Source organism: Nocardia sp. BMG51109 (assembly GCF_000526215.1).
In the GTDB taxonomy this organism is placed as follows: Bacteria; Actinomycetota; Actinomycetes; order Mycobacteriales; family Mycobacteriaceae; genus Nocardia.
This window is the reverse complement of sequence record NZ_JAFQ01000004.1, coordinates 7,010,364-7,026,213: the sequence shown is the minus strand read 5'-3', so window position 1 is coordinate 7,026,213 and position 15,850 is coordinate 7,010,364. Positions and strand designations below refer to the sequence as shown.

Sequence of the window (15,850 nt, the reverse complement as noted above, 5' to 3'; positions counted from 1 at the left end):
ATGGATCCGCGGCCGGTGCGGACCCGGTGGCGCCTCCGAACGGGGCGCTGGGTCAGGGCACCCTTACTAGAATGCGGGAAGGAATTCCGTCACACTGATGTTGTGAAAACCGTGGGTTTGCGGACGGACGTGAGCACCGGGCGCCGGAAGGGCGCCCGGAAATCTGCCGTGCCCACCGCGGAGGGACACACCCGGGACGAGGTCGTGCGGCTGCTGCTCGAGCAGGGCCCGATCACGGCGACGGCGATCGGTAAGCGGCTGGGCCTGAGCCCGGCCGGGGTGCGGCGGCACCTGGACGCGCTGATCGAAGCCGGCGAGGCCCGGGCGATGCGCTCGGCGCCGTGGCAGCAGCAGGGCCGCGGCCGTCCGGCCAAGCAGTACCAGCTCACCGCGGCGGGCCGGGGCCGGCTGGGCCACGCCTACGACGATCTCGCCGGTGCGGCCATGCGCCGGCTGCGAGAGATCGGCGGCGAGTCGGCGATCGCCGATTTCGCCCGCAGCCGGGTCGGCACGATCGTCGCCGGGATCGACAAGCTCGCCCGGCACACGCCCGAGACGACGTCCGCCAAGGCCGAGGAGATCGCGGAGGCGTTCACCGAGGCCGGTTTCGCGGCGTCCACCCGCAAGGTCGGGGCGGGCGTGCAGATCTGTCAGCACCACTGCCCGGTGTCGCACGTGGCCGAGGAGTTCCCCGAGCTGTGCGCCGCCGAACTGGAGGCATTCCGTGAGCTGCTGGGCACGCACGTGCAGCGGCTGGCCACGATCGCCAACGGCGACTGCGCCTGCACCACCCACGTACCGCTGTTCGTCCTGCCCCAGGCGGCCGGCACGAACGACGCCGACACACCAGACCCCGACACGACAGACGCTCCGATGACCGTTGCACAGCCCGCAACGGCGCACACGAACGACTCCGAAAGGAGTGGCGAATGACGACCACCGCTGCGGAGAGCCGCGAATCCGGTACCGACCAGGTGCAGCCCCTGACCCAGGAGGAGACCATCGCCTCGCTGGGTAAGTACGGCTACGGCTGGGCCGATTCGGATGCCGCCGGTGCCAGTGCCAAGCGAGGCCTGTCCGAGGAGGTCGTGCGCGACATCTCGGACAAGAAGGACGAGCCCGAATGGATGCTCGACACCCGGCTCAAGGCGCTGCGCATCTTCGACCGCAAGCCGATGCCGACCTGGGGCTCCAACCTCGACGGTATCGACTTCGACAACATCAAGTACTTCGTGCGCTCGACCGAGAAGCAGGCGGAGTCCTGGGACGACCTGCCCGAGGACATCAAGAACACCTACGACAAGCTGGGCATCCCGGAGGCGGAGAAGCAGCGGCTGATCGCCGGTGTGGCCGCGCAGTACGAGTCGGAGGTCGTCTATCACCAGATCCGCGAGGACCTGGAGTCGCAGGGCGTCATCTTCATGGACACCGACACCGGCCTGCGCGAGCATCCGGAACTGTTCCGGCAGTACTTCGGCACCGTCATCCCGGCCGGTGACAACAAGTTCTCCGCGCTGAATACGGCCGTGTGGTCGGGCGGGTCGTTCATCTACGTGCCGCCGGGCGTGCACGTCGACATCCCGCTGCAGGCCTACTTCCGGATCAACACCGAGAACATGGGCCAGTTCGAGCGGACCCTGATCATCGTCGACGAGGGCGCCTACGTGCACTACGTCGAGGGCTGCACCGCCCCGATCTACAAGTCCGACTCGCTGCACTCCGCGGTCGTCGAGATCATCGTCAAGAAGGGCGGCCGCTGCCGCTACACCACCATCCAGAACTGGTCGAACAACGTCTACAACCTGGTCACCAAGCGGGCCAAGGCGGAGGCGGGCGCGACCATGGAGTGGATCGACGGCAATATCGGCTCCAAGGTCACGATGAAGTACCCCGCCGTCTGGATGACCGGCGAGTATGCCAAGGGCGAGGTGCTGTCGGTGGCGTTCGCGGGCGAGGGCCAGCACCAGGACACCGGCTCGAAGATGCTGCACCTGGCGCCGCACACCTCCTCGTCCATCGTGTCGAAGTCGGTGGCGCGCGGCGGCGGCCGGGCCTCCTACCGCGGCCTGGTCCAGGTCAACAAGGGCGCCTACGGGTCGAGCTCGTCCGTGAAATGCGATGCGCTGCTGGTGGATACGATCAGCCGCTCCGACACCTACCCCTACGTCGACATCCGCGAGGACGACGTGACGATGGGCCACGAGGCCACCGTCTCGAAGGTGTCCGAGGACCAGCTGTTCTATCTGATGAGCCGCGGCCTGACCGAGGACGAGGCGATGGCGATGGTGGTGCGCGGCTTCGTCGAGCCGATCGCCAAGGAGCTCCCGATGGAGTACGCGCTGGAGCTGAACCGCCTGATCGAACTGCAGATGGAAGGAGCGGTCGGCTGATGCCGGTCGAGAATGTCGCCACCCCCGCGGCGGAGCCGGACGCCACCGCGGAGCCGAATGTCGCCGCCGCCGCGGAGGCGAAGGCGCCGGCGCTGAACAAGGGCGAGGTGTTCGCGTCCTTCGACGTGGACGCCTTCGAGGTGCCCTCGGCCAAGGACGAGGCATGGCGGTTCACCCCGCTGCGCCGGCTGCGCGGCCTGCACAACGGCACCGCGGTGCGCGACGGCGCGGCCACCGTCGAGGTCACGGTGGCCGACGGTGCCGCCGGCGGGGCCTCCGTGGAGACGGTGGACCGCACCGACGCTCGCCTCGGCGAGGGCGGCGTACCCGCGGATCGGGTTGCCGCGCAGGCGTACTCGGGTTTCGAGCAGGCGACGATCGTGACGATCGGCTCGGAAACCGAAGTGGCCGAGCCGATCACCGTCACCGTCACCGGGCCGGGGGAGGGCCGGACCGCCTACGGCCATCTGCAGATCCGGCTCGGCGATTTCGCCGTCGCCAGCGTGGTGATCGACCAGCGCGGCAGCGGAACCTATGCGGAGAACGTGGAATTCGTGCTCGGCGACAGCGCCAAGCTGACGGTCGTCGCGGTCCAGGACTGGGCCGACGACGCCGTGCACGCCACCGCGCACCACGCGAAACTGGGTCGCGACGCCACCCTGCGCCACACCGACGTCACCCTGGGCGGCGATCTGGTCCGCCTGACCGCCACCGTGCGCTACGCCGGCCCCGGCGGCGACGCCGAACTGCTCGGCCTGTACTTCGCCGACGACGGCCAGCACTTCGAGCAGCGGCTGCTGGTCGACCACGCGGTGCCGAACTGCAAGTCGAACGTGCTGTACAAGGGTGCGCTGCAAGGCGATCCGCACTCGGCGAAGGGCGACGCCCGCACCGTGTGGGTGGGCGACGTGCTGATCCGCGCGGCGGCCGAGGGCACCGACACCTTCGAGGTGAACCGCAACCTGGTGCTCACCGACGGCGCCCGCGCCGACTCGGTGCCGAACCTGGAGATCGAGACCGGCGAGATCGTCGGCGCGGGCCACGCCTCGGCGACCGGCCGGTTCGACGACGAGCAGCTGTTCTACCTGCGCGCCCGCGGCATCCCCGAGGAGGCCGCCCGCCGCCTCGTGGTGCGCGGATTCTTCCACGAGATCATCCAGAAGATCGCGGTTCCCGAGGTCCGGGAGCGGCTCGAGTCGGCCGTCGAGGCCGAGCTCGCCGCCATCGGCTCGTGAGCCCGCAGCCCACTCCATACCCCACGAAGGACGCTGAATGACCACCCTCGAAATCAAGGACCTGCACGCCGAGGTCGCCAATCCGGACGAGTCCGGGGAGCCGATCAAGATCCTCAACGGCGTGAACCTGACCGTGAAATCCGGTGAGACGCACGCCATCATGGGTCCCAACGGCTCCGGCAAGTCCACCCTGTCCTACGCCATCGCCGGCCACCCGAAGTACACGGTGACCCAGGGCTCGATCACCCTCGACGGCGAGGACGTGCTGGCGATGTCGGTGGACGAGCGGGCCCGCGCCGGCCTGTTCCTCGCCATGCAGTACCCGGTCGAGGTGCCCGGCGTCTCGATGTCGAACTTCCTGCGCACGGCGGCGACCGCGGTGCGCGGCGAGGCCCCGAAGCTGCGGCACTGGGTCAAGGAGGTCAAGCAGTCGATGTCCGAGCTGGAGATCGACCAGGCCTTCGCCGACCGCTCGGTGAACGAGGGCTTCTCCGGCGGCGAGAAGAAGCGCCACGAGATCCTGCAGCTGGGCCTGCTGAAGCCGAAGATCGCCATCCTCGACGAGACCGACTCGGGCCTGGACGTGGACGCGCTGCGGATCGTCTCCGAGGGCGTCAACACCTACAAGGAGCGCGAGAACGGCGGCATCCTGCTGATCACCCACTACACCCGCATCCTGCGCTACATCCAGCCGCAGTTCGTGCACGTGTTCGTGGGCGGGCGCATCGTGGCCGAGGGCGGGCCCGAGCTGGCCGAGGAGCTGGATGCGAACGGGTACGTGCGCTTCACGTCCGCGGCGGGCCGCGAATCCGACGCAGTGGCGGGCCGCGAATCCGACACAGTCGCCGCTACCGCAGGAGCCTGATATGACCGCAACGGTGCCGCAGTCGCAGCTCGACGTCGCCGGGATCCGGGCCGACTTCCCGATCCTGAGTCGCACCGTGCGCGACGGAAAACCGTTGGCCTACCTGGATTCCGGCGCGACCGCGCAGCGCCCGCTGCAGGTGCTCGACGCGGAGCGGGAGTTCCTGCTCGAGCACAACGCGGCGGTGCACCGCAGCTCGCATCAGCTGGCCGAGGAGGCCAACGAGGCATACGAGGGCGTGCGGGCCGCGATCGCGGCGTTCGTCGGCGCCGGCGCGGACGAGATCGTCTACACCAAGAACGCGACCGAATCGCTGAACCTGGTGGCCTACGCGTTCTCCGACGACCGCTTCCCGCACCACGTCGGTCCCGGCGACGAGATCGTGATCACCGAGCTGGAGCATCACGCCAACCTGGTGCCGTGGCAGGAACTCGCCCGGCGCACCGGCGCGACGCTGAAGTGGTACGGCGTGACCGACGACGGCCGCATCGACCTGGACTCGCTGACGCTGTCCCCGGCGACGAAGGTGGTCGCGTTCACGCACGTCTCGAACGTCACCGGTGCCGTGGCTCCGGCGGCCGAACTGGTCCGGCGCGCCAAGGAGGTCGGCGCCCTGGTGGTGCTCGACGCCTGCCAGTCGGTGCCGCACGCGCCGGTGAACCTGCGCGAGCTGGGCGTGGATTTCGCCGCGTTCTCCGGCCACAAGATGCTGGGCCCCTCGGGTATCGGCGTGCTGTACGGCCGCCGGGCGCTGCTGGAGGAGACCCCGCCGTTCATCACCGGTGGCTCGATGATCGAGACGGTGTACATGGACCACAGCACCTTCGCGCCGCCGCCGCAGCGGTTCGAGGCCGGTTCGCAGATGATCTCGCAGGTCGTCGGATTGGGCGCGGCCGTCGACTATCTCGGCAAGCTCGGGATGGACGCCGTTGCGGCGCACGAGCATTCGCTCGTGGGCGCGGCGCTGGAAGGGCTCGGCGCGATCGAGGGCGTGCGGATCATCGGGCCGGCCGAGAACGTGCACCGCGGCGGTGCGGTGTCGTTCGTCGTGGACGGCGTGCACGCGCACGACGTCGGCCAGATCCTCGATGATCAGGGCGTCGCGATCCGGGTGGGCCATCACTGCGCGTGGCCGCTGCACCGCCGGTTCGGCATCGCCGCCACGGCCCGGGCCTCGTTCGCCGTGTACAACACCGTCGACGAGGTAGAGCAGCTGGTGAGTGCGGTGCGGAAGGCTCAGAGCTTCTTCGGAGTTGTATAGGTACAGCATGCGTATGGAGCAGGTTTCGCAGACGCAGCGCAGTATTGGAGTTGCATAGATCATGCGCATGGAGCAGATGTACCAGGAAGTGATCCTGGACCACTACAAGCATCCGCATCATCGCGGGCTGCGGGAGCCGTTCGGTGCCGAGGTGCACCACGTGAACCCGACCTGCGGTGACGAGGTGACCCTGCGCGTCCACATCGACGAGAACGGCGACGTGGCGGACGTTTCCTACGACGGCCAGGGCTGTTCGATCAGCCAGGCCGCCACCTCGATCCTGACCGACCAGGTGATCGGCCTGCCGGTGCAGCAGGCGATGAAGATCGTCGACTCCTACAACGAGATGATCTCCAGCCGCGGTACCGTCGAGGGCGACGAGGAGGTGCTCGGCGACGGCGTCGCCCTGGCCGGTGTCGCCAAATATCCGGCGCGGGTGAAGTGCGCGCTGCTGGGCTGGATGGCGTTCAAGGACGCCGTGGTTCGGATAACCTCGGCGCAGACAGGACAGACCGAGCGCGCAACGGGCAGCCGACTTTCCACGAATGGGGGAGCAGCGCATGAGTGAGACACCTACCGACGAGCGGCAGCCGTCCGCACCTACCGACGAGCGGCAGCCGTCCGCCGAGGAGCTGGAGCAGCTCGAGAACCTCGAAGAGGCGATGCGTGACGTCGTCGATCCGGAGCTGGGCATCAACGTGGTCGATCTCGGCCTCGTCTACGACATGCGGCTGGAGAACGAGGTCGCCGTACTCGACATGACGTTGACGTCGGCGGCTTGCCCGCTGACCGACGTGATCGAGGACCAGTCCCGCAACGCCCTGGTTCGCAGCGGTTTGGTCGAGGATTTGAAGATCAACTGGGTCTGGGTGCCGCCGTGGGGCCCGGACAAGATCACCGAGGACGGTCGCGAGCAGTTGCGTGCCCTCGGGTTCACGGTCTAGTTCGCCGGGTGAGTCGGCGCGTGCGCCCGACGGCGGATGTCGTCCGCCGTCGGGCCACCGGCATCGGCCGATGAGCGAGCCGGGGCACGCCCGCTGGGTTGTGCCGCTGTGGGGTGCGCTCGCCGCCGTGCTGGCCGCGCCCCTCGCGGCGGCGCTCGTGGCGGGGATCTATCGCTTCCCGGTTCCTTTTGCCGACTATGCCCGTGGCTGGTCGGGGGCCGGTGATGCGGCGTTGGCGAGCGTGTTCTATCTGGTCCTGGGCGGGGTGATCGTGCTGGCCGCCGGGGGAGCGGTCGGCGGGTGGCTGATTCAGCGGGCCGTCGCGCCGTGTTCGACGCGGGCGGCGGGGCTGACCACCGTGTCGGCCTTCGGTGTCGCTGCGGTCGCCGCGGTTGTCCTCGCCACGCTCGAATTCCTCATCGGCCCTTGGTGATCGGCCCTTGGTGATCGGCGCGCAGGCGGCCACCGATGATCGTTCCGGTTCACCGGCGGATCGGTGAGCCCACTCGTCTGGTCGCCGTAGCCGAGCTGCCCGCTCGTCCTGGTACCGCAATGTCACCTCCGTCATTCCGGCGTGCTCTTGGCCGGAATGACGGAGATCCCGGCGATGGGTCCCGGCCACAAGCACGCCGGGACGACGGAAGCGGTGACGCGTGACATGGCAGTACCAGCCGGGCGGCGCGAGCCCATCGCCGGGCGTGGGCGGTGGTCATTGTCGGGCGGTGGTCATTGTTCGGTGCGCGCCGCGGCCAGGACCCGGTCCGCCTCCCGGGCGGCGTTCGCATTCGGTTGCAGCGCACGCGAACCCGCGAGCTTGGCGCGAATGTGGTCGGCGACCGTCGTCGGTGCGTACCGGCTGCCCTCGCCGACGCACGACGGCAGCGTCTCGATCACCGCATCGATGTTGCCATCGTGGAAATACGCCGCGCTGCGCCGCCTTTCGACGGTGCCGTTCACCACCGGCGGCATCACGCGATGCAGCGTGGACAGCCACCGCTCGTTCGTCCAGCGCGCCATCAGATCGCCCAGATTCACCAGCAGCGCTCCCTCGGCGGGCCGCACGTCGTGCCAGCGGTTGTCGGCGCCGAGCACTTGCAGTCCGGGCGCCTGATCGGCCCACAGCACGGTCACGATCCCGTAGTCGGTGTGTTCGCTCATGCCGGTGAGTTCGTCGTCGAGTGCGGCCGCCGTGCCCGCCGGCAGCGAGTAGTTGTTCATCCGCAGCACGTCCAGGGAGTGGTCGGTGAACCGGTCGAAATAGCCGGGCGGCAACTCGAGGGCGTCGGCGAAGATCGTGGTGAGCACCCGGGCCACCCGGGCCGCCTCGGTGAAGTAGGCCGTCACGGCCGCCTTGAATTCGGGAACCTGCTGCGGCCACAGGTTTTTCGCGTAGTCGGTGGCCGGGAGGTCCAGGCCGGGGTACGCGGCCGCGCTGACCCCGACGTTGAATGCCTCGAAGAAATCGTTCATCCGGTTCGCCGACTGCACACCGAGGCTCAGGCTGAGGCTCTCGCTGTTCGGCGGCGAGTATCCGCGGTTGATCTCCGGCGGCGTCCGGTAGTGCTTCTTGCTGTCGAGATCCAAGCCGAAGAACTCGTCGAGCGCAGCGGCGAAGGCATCGGTCACCGGGGCTGCAACGGCATGCCCGACCACCTGCAGAAAGCCCACGGTGCGCGCGGCTTCGTCGATCTCCCGGGCCACCCGCTTCCGCTCCGCGTCCGAACCGCCGCCCACATAGGGCGAGATATCGATGACCGGCACATGAAATTCCACCGCTGCCGCCTTTCGTCGGTCCCGTCAGAATCGGATATCCGGATGTCGGGAAGGTTCATACGCGTCACGAGCGTGTAAATGCCGCAAGAGTACCGGCGCCGGGTTGGTCGCCGGAGTTGAATGGGCGGCCCGTGGACGCGTCCGGCGGTGCCGGGCAACGGTGCCCGCTGGTGGCGGGCTCGTCGGCGGCTGTCGATTCCGGCGGGTCTTCGTGGCCGGGCGAACCGCGCCGGTCGCACACCGTTCGTGTGCTCGGTACGCCGCCATCGGCTCGGGAGCTGAGCCGGAACCGCTGGAACGTGGGCATTGCCGCCGCCCTGCACACCACAAAGACCTTGTGCGACTGTGTGTTCGGGTGGGTGACCGTACCGAACGAGCCGAGCGCCCCGGAGACGTTCCACCACCGGGTGCCGGACCGGGCGCAACGGCGGGAAAACGTCCCGGGCGATCCGAACGCGCCGATCGCCTGAGCGCGGTGTCGTCGAGGGCGTCGGCAACCGCACGCGCGTCGACGAGGCCCGCTCCACCGGAGCCCGCCGTTATCGCCTTCGGTTCGGGCGAGGCGCCGGTGCCGGCTCGGCAGGTGCGGGCGCTCGGATCGACTGAGCACCGAGTCGATCGAGCACCGAGTCGGCCGTGCCGCATCCGGAGGTTGCCGTCGATGCCGGCAACATCGGCCCCCTTGCCGCACAGCGGCTCTCGGCCGGCGGCGCCCGTGGGCTGTGTGCTTGGGTGGTTTCGGCCCCGCTGTCGCCCCAGGGTGAACCTTGCTTCCCCGGAGAATTGGCTTCACAGCGCCGTGGCGATTGGACATGTCCAGCGGTCGAGGGGGAGTATCCCTTCGTCAGATATGCCTTCTCGAATCGGGGTGGAACCCTTTATGTCCTTGTTGTCCAGGGTCGTTGTCGTGCTGTCGGGCTCGGCGATCGCCGGGCTGGGTGCTGCCGCTCCCGCCGCGGCCGACGGGAGCCTGCACGGTGCGATCGCGCTGTCCGACAGCACCGGAACGGTGGCGTCGGCGGCGAACTACGAAGACCCCGGCAGCGCCGACGCCGCGGCCATCGATCGCTGCGGCGGCGGTGACTGCCGCGTGGTGCTGCACTTCAACGACGGCTGCGGTGCGGTCGCGCAGAGTGTGGACCGCCGCGTGGCCGTCGGCTGGGGGCCGACCCAGGTGGAGGCGGAGCAGCAGGCCCGAAATGTGCTGGGGCTCAGCGCCCCTCCGTTCCCGGACCTGGGCAGCGCCGTCCCCCGCCCGGCCACCATCGCGCTGTCGGCCTGCACGGCGAACTCGGCGGCCTGATCGATAGCCCATCCCTCGGCCGGTCCGGATATCTTCCGGGCCGGCCGAAGTCGTGTCGGGGCACGGCCGGGTGGTAGCCGGCGAGTATCGCGTGGCCGGTCGGGCTTGCGCCACATCCGGCGATCGCCGGTCGGTCCGGCGGGTGACCTGCCAAAGTCGGCCACGGTAGACGAAAGCCGGTGGGCGGTGGCGGATTTCGTGTCATCCTGGACGTGGGTGTGAGGGAGGACGGGAGATGCGACATCGGCCACCGTCGGCGACCCCCGAGGAGACCAAATGGTCTGTTACGGCAAAGGTTCGGGTGTGCTGAGGAATTCGGCGGAACGAGGTGCCCTGGCTGTGCCGGGCAGGCTCGATCCGGTCGCGGGGTGTCCGTGCGGTGGGTGCGCAATCGTTACGCGGTGTGGGGGTTGCCGTTCACTCCCGGGGCGGGACGGTGGCCGATAGTGATGGAGTTCGTGCGGTGGGGTGCGGCCGTGGCCGGACCCGAATACGACGCCCGGGAGGGGATGTGAACGCCGATGTCTGTGCCGGGATCACCCGGTTTCTGACGGCGGAATTCGGTGGTGCGGTGACGGTTTCGAATGTGCGGCAGCTGTCGGTCGGTGCGCGGCGCCGGACGCTGGTCTTCGACCTGCGCCGTCGGCGCGGCTGGCGGCGGCTGGTCGCCACGATTGTGCCCCCGGCCGTCGAGCGGATGCCGGTCGAGGTCGAGGCGGCGGTGCGGGAACTGGCCCGCGCGCACGGTGTGCCGGTCCCGCCGGTGGTAGCCGTCTGTACGGACACCGGATATATCGGCGCCCCGTTCGTGGTATCGGAGCATATGGACGGTGAGACCGCGCCGCGCCAGGTGCTGCGGTTGGTGCACGCGGCAGACATCGGCGAGCGGGTGGCCTACCAACTCGGCCAGGCCATGGGACGTCTGCACCTCGTCGACCCGGCCGCGGCCCCGGATCGGCTGTCCGGTGCGATCGACGACGATCCGGCCGGGGCCGAACTGGCCGAGGTGGAGCGCGGCGTGCGCACCGTACCGGCCGATCGCCCGGTCTTCGCGACGGCCCTGCACTGGCTGGAGGCCGGCGTCCCCGCACCGCCGGAGCGAAAGACGCTGCTGCACAACGATATGCGCAACGGCAACCTGATCGTCGACGGCGACGGCCTGCGCGCGGTGCTGGACTGGGAGAGCGCCCGGCGCTTCGGCGACCCGATGCGCGACGCCGCCTGGGCCGCCCTGCGGATGTGGCGGTTCGGTACCGAGGCCGCCGAATTCGGCGGCTTCGCCGGCCGTGAACCGTTCGTGCGCGGCTACGAGACGGCGGGCGGGCAGTTCGACCCGGACAGGTTCCGGTGGTGGAAGGTGCTGTGCACGCTCGGCTGGGGTGTCGGCCGGGCCGGCGCCGCGTATCCGGACGGCGCCGGCCGCGACAATCCGAGGGGCGGCGGCCGCCGGATCCCGGAGATCGAGCGGGATCTGGTCACGCAGATCGGGTCGGGGGACCTGCCGCTGCGATGAGGCGAACGGTCCGGAATGCCCGGCAGCCGCGCGGAGGCCGGCGGCGGCCGAAGCGGTGTGAACGAGGTGCGGACGCCGGTCGCGATTTGTGCTGCCGTCGTCGACGGCGAACTTCGGTTGAGCCGACCGTTGCCGCGAGCGGAAGGCGGGCGGTGCTGCCCGCATGCGAGAGTTCTGCGCCGGTGGCAGGGTTCTCCGCTCCGTCGCCGGGTGGCCCCGAATGGCTGGGTACGGACTCAGGGAGCGCAAGCCCGACGGTGCCGGCCGCGGCGGTCCGGATCAGTGTGTCGGCAGGCGCTCCGTCGATCCTTCGGCCAGGGCGTTGCGCACGTTGTCGATGCCGGCGCGCACGCCCGCGCCGTAGCCGTCGTCGGTCAGGACGTCGGTCCTCGCCTCGGCGGCGTCGAGGTGCCGTCGCGCGGTGTCGAACGCGCCCAGCCGCCGGTAGTCGTCGGCCAGGTTCAGGTGTAGCGACGGATAGAACCCCTGCACGCTCAGCGAGGCGTGCTGTTGCCGGGCGCGCTCGTCGGTGAGGGTGTCGGCGGCGTCGAGGGCGCGCACGTCCCAGGTCAGTGAGTCGGCCGCGTGATCGTAGAGGTCGGCGAGATAGTGCGCCAAGGTGCAGCGGTGCAGTGGATCCCCGTCCACGCCGATCGACTCCCACAGGGCCACCAGCTTGACCCGCGCGGCGCTCGAACCGCCCTGCCGCCCAAGGACTACCGCCTCGTTGATGGCGGCCATCGTGGTATCAGTCGTTGTCATGCCGCTCACCCTAAGGTCGGCCACCGACAGATTTCGTCGCCGGCTCGGTACGCGACGGTGCACGCCTGTGCCGCACGTTCACCGCGGTCGCAGTCGCGGTTCGCGAATCGTCCGATGCCGGGTGCGTGGACCTGTCCGACCGCTCACGGTCCGTCTCGGCGTTGGCCGCGGGTGCGGGGCGGGACGTCACGCGAACGGGCCGGTGCGATGACCCGGCCGGCTCGGGTATCGGCGGCCGGTGTGCGGACCGATCCGGCCGGATCAGGCGCCTTTGCGCGCGGTCTGCTTGGTAGCCTTCTTCGTCGCCTTGGACGCCGTCTTCTTGGCGGCCTTGGCCGGTGCCGCCTTCTCGGCGGCCTTCTTCGCCGGTTTCCTGCTCTCGGACTTCCCGGCGGATTCGGATTTCGTGCCGGTGCGGCTACCGGTGGCTTCCAGGCTGCGCTGCAGCGCCGCGACGAGGTCGACGACCTCGGCATCCATTTCGGCGGGCGCCGGTTCCTCGGGCCGTACCACCTTGTTCGAGCCGGATTCGATGGCCTCGTCGAGCATCTTCTGCAGCTGGATCTGGTATTCGTCTGTGTACAGGCCCGGATCGAAATCGTCGGACATGCTGTCGACCAGTGTCTCCGCCATCGAGATCTCCTGCGCGCGCGGCGCCGGGGCGCCGTCGAGGGATTCGAAATCGACCGAGCGCACCTCGTCGGGCCACAGCAGGGTCTGCAGCAGCAGAACGCCGTCGTGCACCCGCAGCGCCGCCAGTCGCGTCTTCTGCCGCAGCGTGAAATGCACCAGCGCCACCCGCTCGGCCTGCTCCAGCGTCTTGGCCAGCAGCACATACGCCTTCGGCGTAGTGGAGTCCGGTTCGAGGTAATAACTCTTGTCGAACAGGATCGGATCGATCTGGTCGGAGGGCACGAACTGCAGCACCGGAATCTCGTGTTTCTCGGCCACCGGCAGCTTCGCGAAATCCTCGTCGGTGAGGATGACCTTGTCCCCCTCCGGCGATTCATAGGCCTTATCGATATCGGCGTACTGCACCGACTGGCCGCACACCGTGCACACCCTGTCGTACTTGATCCGCCCGCCGTCCTTGGCATGCACCTGATGAAACCTGATGTCATGGTCCTCGGTGGCGGTGTACACCTTCACCGGGACGTTCACCAGTCCGAATGCAATGGAGCCCTTCCAGATGGACCGCATATGGCTACTGTACTTTCGACCCCGCCTCCTCCGCAGCCGCTCTCCTGTGACCTGCGGTTTCAGGGTGTTGGTGGGTGTTGGTTGGTGTCGCTGACGGACCTGTGACGGCCTGTAGACGGCCTGGGATTCGGGCTCGGGCCGGCGGTGATGGCCCGGAGGCTGTCTGTGTGGCGGCCCGGCGGCCGGTCCTGGAGTGGCGTCTGGTCGTTGGTTCGGGTGGGTTGGATGCGCTGGGTCGGCCTTGTAGGCAGGCGTCAGGTGTCTGCTGCACGCACCGGATCTCCGGTGTGGTGGGTGACGAAGGTGGTGGGCGGCCGGTTGTGATCGGATTGGTCGAGATGGTGATCGCTCTCGCCGCCCAGCTTTCCGATTCGACGTACGGCTCTGTGTACAAGCAATTGCAAGCATGGTTCGATGAAGCATCACGCCTCTCACCGTCGGATCGGCTGGCAGCAGGGTCCTTTGGGGAGTGACCACCACAAAATCGGGAAACCCCAGCTCATCCAGGGCAGCACCGAGCCGCAACGCTCGGTGAGGATTTCAACGGCGCCGTTCCCCGGGCTCACCGAGCGTTGGGGGATCGGTCGGTGCCGAACAGCGGCGTGCCGATGTTGAGATAGGGCATCGTCGATGGCAGTGGCTACCGCGGTGCTGATCGAGTGCCTCGCACCCGATAATGACGCCTGTGCACGGCAGTCTCGGCGTACCCGGGCTCCTGCTTGTGGTCCACGATTGATCCACAGAACAGGACCTGAGGAAGGGGAAACCCCCTCTGACCTGGTCGGGCTGACAGGATTTGAACCTGCGACCACCTGACCCAGAAGCAAATTATCGGCATATATCCCGTTGATGCCCAAACCGCAGCGTTACCTGCAGTTATGCGTGGATGTGCATAGTTTCTATTTCCCACTGCAACTCACTGATTCTTGGTCAAACCGTGTACTGTCCGTGTACTTGGGCATATTGCGACGGCGGTGTCAGGGCGACAGTCCGGGCCCACTGGGCCGTACTACTTTTCAAGTTTTCAAGTTGCCATCAACGGTGTTGCCGCCGGGAGAACAGACAACCCCACCGTCTTTTCCTGCCACCGCCATTTCACCTACACGGCCGGGGAGCAGTCCCCGCTGACACACCGGGTCTGTTCAGCGGGGATGCGTCGTAGGTCCCCCAGCACGGATCTGCCGGGATCCCTGCGACTAGTGCGCGACCCGATCCGTGCCCGCAACGCCCTGGTACGCCCGCAAGATTTGATCCGGTTAGGGAAGCACCCGAGCTGCACACATGACATTGTGGTGGCGTGAGCACACCTGCGGCCAGCTCGCCGCGTTCTAACAGCGCCTCGGCCAGCACAAACCGTCGCATCGTCGAAGGCCGATTCTTCGAATGCCCACCGGGGCTAGTCAATCACCCTCCCCTTCTTTCACGACGAATTACAAGGCGTGGGTGCACCTTTAAGGGGCCCGGAGCACCACTACGTTTATCCGGACACACCGCACGATTCCGAGCCAATCGACTGGGGAATGGTCACCTACTCGGTCGGAGGCACGGCGCAGAGCGCGCAGATCCGCGATATACACTATTGGTTCGAGGCCGTCGGCTCCGACGAGGACATATCGGAAACCTGCGCCGCAATCGACGACGACATACTTGCGTGGTGGGAACGGCTATCGAGCTGGCTCGATACCTATACCGGACTGAATCTACTCGGGCACGGCAACCAAGAGACCCGCTTCCTTGGCCGCCAGTACCTCGCCAGCACCCGACATGAAGACGGCACGGTACGGCCGGTCAATTCGCCGGGCAAGGCCGTCATGCCATGGCCAAAGCTAATCCAGGTACCGGACTCTTCCGATTTGGCCCGGTGCTTCGAGCTCGCTGGAGCAGGAGCCGTGCTGCCCCCGGAGTGGCAGTACCTTCGCGATGCAGAATCCTGGCTCCATGGTGGACAGCACCGCCGAGCCGTCATAGATGCTTGCACCGCCGCTGAGATCGCGCTTGCAAATCAGGCACACCTGCTCATGGCTGGGACCGATGCGACGGTCATAGAAGAATTGTTGACGAGGTGCACCGGGGTCGCTGACGTTGCCAAGTTGGTACGCACGATGGGAGGCAGGGACGCCACTGCTTCTCGCAATAGCATCGAGAACAAGCTCGCCCGGATCCGCAACCTCGCTGCGCACGCTGGCCACGAACCCAATCGGGTTGATGCTCGGACAGCCGTCGAGGTAGCCATCGACGTCGTGCAACATGCTCGGCCGCGGGAAGGCCTCTACCAGCAGGCACTCTGATAGCCAGGAAGTGGCGTTGCCAACGGCGAAGTGCACCCGCTGGCCGTACCGTCCGGCCCATGACCGTGCTCATCCTCGCCGTCTGGGGCACGGAAGATCACGCGGGGTCACCCGGAAAATTTGGGCCGTGTCGCAGGTAAGTGCCCTCGGCAGGACACGCAAAACATGGGCAACCGGGAAACGCCTGGTCATCGTGGGTATGTACCCAATCTGAGGATCGCGATAGACGTGACCGGCACGTACTGATTCGCTAGCGGACCGGTCGTCGGTGGTCGGGTCGAACCGCCGACTCGATTGGAAATCCGGATTGCTGCTC

General features: G+C 67.9%; 16 protein-coding genes. 13 read left to right on the top strand and 3 right to left on the bottom strand.

Annotated features, from left to right (window positions below; translation table 11 throughout):
• The 8 genes from D892_RS0133065 (at nucleotide 1) to D892_RS0133030 (ending at nucleotide 7,128) form a co-directional block, all read left to right on the top strand.
• Nucleotides 1-933, top strand: a complete 933-nt coding sequence (locus D892_RS0133065; RefSeq protein ID WP_084161325.1) for a metalloregulator ArsR/SmtB family transcription factor — start codon at nucleotides 1-3, stop codon at nucleotides 931-933.
• Nucleotides 930-2,390: a Fe-S cluster assembly protein SufB gene (gene sufB, locus D892_RS0133060; RefSeq protein ID WP_024805353.1), complete on the top strand. Its 1,461-nt coding sequence runs from the start codon at nucleotides 930-932 to the stop codon at nucleotides 2,388-2,390. Before D892_RS0133065 ends, sufB begins: the two co-directional genes overlap by 4 nt.
• Nucleotides 2,390-3,625: a Fe-S cluster assembly protein SufD gene (gene sufD, locus D892_RS0133055; RefSeq protein ID WP_024805352.1), complete on the top strand. Its 1,236-nt coding sequence runs from the start codon at nucleotides 2,390-2,392 to the stop codon at nucleotides 3,623-3,625. Before sufB ends, sufD begins: the two co-directional genes overlap by 1 nt.
• Nucleotides 3,626-3,662: 37 nt before the next feature.
• Nucleotides 3,663-4,490: a Fe-S cluster assembly ATPase SufC gene (gene sufC, locus D892_RS0133050; protein WP_024805351.1), complete on the top strand. Its 828-nt coding sequence runs from the start codon at nucleotides 3,663-3,665 to the stop codon at nucleotides 4,488-4,490.
• A gap of 1 nt (nucleotide 4,491) precedes the next feature.
• The gene (locus tag D892_RS0133045) at nucleotides 4,492-5,751 is read left to right on the top strand and encodes a cysteine desulfurase (RefSeq protein WP_024805350.1); all 1,260 of its coding nucleotides are present in this window, start codon (nucleotides 4,492-4,494) and stop codon (nucleotides 5,749-5,751) included.
• Nucleotides 5,752-5,812: 61 nt separating this feature from the next.
• Nucleotides 5,813-6,319, top strand: coding sequence for a Fe-S cluster assembly sulfur transfer protein SufU (gene sufU / locus D892_RS0133040; RefSeq protein ID WP_024805349.1), 507 nt, complete (start codon nucleotides 5,813-5,815; stop codon nucleotides 6,317-6,319).
• Nucleotides 6,312-6,695, top strand: a complete 384-nt coding sequence (locus D892_RS0133035; protein ID WP_024805348.1) for a metal-sulfur cluster assembly factor — start codon at nucleotides 6,312-6,314, stop codon at nucleotides 6,693-6,695. Before sufU ends, D892_RS0133035 begins: the two co-directional genes overlap by 8 nt.
• Before the next feature lie 70 nt (nucleotides 6,696-6,765).
• On the top strand, nucleotides 6,766-7,128 hold the full coding sequence (locus tag D892_RS0133030) for a hypothetical protein (protein WP_024805347.1): 363 nt from the start codon (nucleotides 6,766-6,768) through the stop codon (nucleotides 7,126-7,128).
• 293 nt (nucleotides 7,129-7,421) lie between these two features.
• On the opposite strand, the gene D892_RS0133025 is transcribed toward D892_RS0133030, so the two are convergent.
• Entirely contained in the window at nucleotides 7,422-8,468 is a 1,047-nt protein-coding gene (locus tag D892_RS0133025) for an isopenicillin N synthase family oxygenase (RefSeq protein WP_024805346.1), read from the bottom strand.
• Between the two features lie 880 nt (nucleotides 8,469-9,348).
• Here D892_RS0133025 and D892_RS0133015 point away from each other — a divergent pair.
• From D892_RS0133015 to D892_RS0133005, 3 genes are all read left to right on the top strand, one after another.
• A complete protein-coding gene (locus tag D892_RS0133015; RefSeq protein ID WP_024805344.1) occupies nucleotides 9,349-9,771 on the top strand; it encodes a DUF4189 domain-containing protein in 423 nt (140 codons plus the stop codon).
• A 368-nt stretch (nucleotides 9,772-10,139) separates the two neighbouring features.
• Complete coding sequence (locus tag D892_RS47235; RefSeq protein ID WP_156959790.1) at nucleotides 10,140-10,286, top strand: hypothetical protein; 147 nt, start codon at nucleotides 10,140-10,142, stop codon at nucleotides 10,284-10,286.
• Nucleotides 10,283-11,284 (top strand): phosphotransferase family protein, encoded by a 1,002-nt coding sequence (locus D892_RS0133005; RefSeq protein WP_024805343.1) that lies wholly within the window; start codon nucleotides 10,283-10,285, stop codon nucleotides 11,282-11,284. The genes D892_RS47235 and D892_RS0133005 overlap by 4 nt, the downstream gene beginning before the upstream one ends.
• A 279-nt stretch (nucleotides 11,285-11,563) precedes the next feature.
• Here the strand turns inward: D892_RS0133005 and D892_RS0133000 are convergent, their stop codons facing one another.
• Together D892_RS0133000 and D892_RS0132995 are read right to left on the bottom strand one after the other, a co-directional pair.
• Nucleotides 11,564-12,046, bottom strand: coding sequence for a hypothetical protein (locus D892_RS0133000; protein ID WP_024805342.1), 483 nt, complete (start codon nucleotides 12,044-12,046; stop codon nucleotides 11,564-11,566).
• A 261-nt stretch (nucleotides 12,047-12,307) separates the two neighbouring features.
• Nucleotides 12,308-13,246 carry a Ku protein gene (locus D892_RS0132995; RefSeq protein ID WP_024805341.1) on the bottom strand — a complete coding sequence of 313 codons (939 nt, stop codon included), beginning with the start codon at nucleotides 13,244-13,246 and terminating at the stop codon, nucleotides 12,308-12,310.
• A gap of 287 nt (nucleotides 13,247-13,533) precedes the next feature.
• On the opposite strand from D892_RS0132995, the gene D892_RS47230 reads away from it, so the two are divergent.
• Nucleotides 13,534-13,719, top strand: a complete 186-nt coding sequence (locus tag D892_RS47230) for a hypothetical protein (protein ID WP_156959789.1) — start codon at nucleotides 13,534-13,536, stop codon at nucleotides 13,717-13,719.
• A 1,047-nt stretch (nucleotides 13,720-14,766) separates the two neighbouring features.
• Complete coding sequence (locus D892_RS0132985) at nucleotides 14,767-15,534, top strand: hypothetical protein (protein ID WP_024805340.1); 768 nt, start codon at nucleotides 14,767-14,769, stop codon at nucleotides 15,532-15,534.
• The last annotated feature ends 316 nt before the right edge of the window (nucleotides 15,535-15,850 follow it).

Bases quoted from the DNA above. Each gene is read 5' to 3' on its own strand.
- D892_RS0133000 (WP_024805342.1), bottom strand. From the start codon at position 12,046: ATGACAACGACTGATACCACGATGGCCGCCATCAACGAGGCGGTAGTC.
- D892_RS0133045 (WP_024805350.1), top strand. From the start codon at position 4,492: ATGACCGCAACGGTGCCGCAGTCGCAGCTCGACGTCGCCGGGATCCGG.
- sufU (WP_024805349.1), top strand. From the start codon at position 5,813: ATGCGCATGGAGCAGATGTACCAGGAAGTGATCCTGGACCACTACAAG.
- D892_RS0133015 (WP_024805344.1), top strand. From the start codon at position 9,349: ATGTCCTTGTTGTCCAGGGTCGTTGTCGTGCTGTCGGGCTCGGCGATC.
- D892_RS0133035 (WP_024805348.1), top strand. From the start codon at position 6,312: ATGAGTGAGACACCTACCGACGAGCGGCAGCCGTCCGCACCTACCGAC.
- sufC (WP_024805351.1), top strand. From the start codon at position 3,663: ATGACCACCCTCGAAATCAAGGACCTGCACGCCGAGGTCGCCAATCCG.
- sufD (WP_024805352.1), top strand. From the start codon at position 2,390: ATGCCGGTCGAGAATGTCGCCACCCCCGCGGCGGAGCCGGACGCCACC.
- D892_RS0132985 (WP_024805340.1), top strand. From the start codon at position 14,767: ATGGTCACCTACTCGGTCGGAGGCACGGCGCAGAGCGCGCAGATCCGC.
- sufB (WP_024805353.1), top strand. From the start codon at position 930: ATGACGACCACCGCTGCGGAGAGCCGCGAATCCGGTACCGACCAGGTG.
- D892_RS0133030 (WP_024805347.1), top strand. From the start codon at position 6,766: ATGAGCGAGCCGGGGCACGCCCGCTGGGTTGTGCCGCTGTGGGGTGCG.
- D892_RS0133065 (WP_084161325.1), top strand. From the start codon at position 1: ATGGATCCGCGGCCGGTGCGGACCCGGTGGCGCCTCCGAACGGGGCGC.
- D892_RS0132995 (WP_024805341.1), bottom strand. From the start codon at position 13,246: ATGCGGTCCATCTGGAAGGGCTCCATTGCATTCGGACTGGTGAACGTC.